Origin of the sequence: Streptomyces sp. URMC 126 (assembly GCF_051386555.1) — a bacterium.
GTDB lineage: Bacteria > Actinomycetota > Actinomycetes > Streptomycetales > Streptomycetaceae > Streptomyces.
On the sequence record NZ_JBPQTX010000757.1, the window covers coordinates 1 to 295 of the forward strand.

Below are 295 nucleotides of genomic sequence, written 5' to 3' on the forward strand. Positions count from 1 at the left end.
TGCTCGTCCGCCTCCTCCGGCGCGGGCTCCCCCTGGCCAAAGTGCCCGGAGCCGGGGTGTCCGGAGTGCGGCACCTGCTCGGCCCACACCGTCTTGCCCCGGGCCATGTAGCGGACTCCCCAGTTCCTGGTGAACTGCGCCACCAGGAACAGACCGCGCCCGCCCTCCTCGGTCACTCCGGCGCGCCGGATGCGCGGAGAGGAGTTGCTGCGGTCGGAGACCTCGCAGATCAGGGACGCGCCGCGCAGCAGCCGCAGCCGCACCGGCCCCCCGCCGCCGTACCGCACGGCGTTGG

General features: G+C 74.6%; 1 protein-coding gene. It reads right to left on the minus strand.

The window, feature by feature from the left end; all coding sequences use genetic code 11:
• A partial coding sequence (locus tag ACSNOK_RS33780) for an ATP-binding protein (RefSeq protein ID WP_436784574.1) occupies positions 1-295 on the minus strand: 295 nt, incomplete at both ends.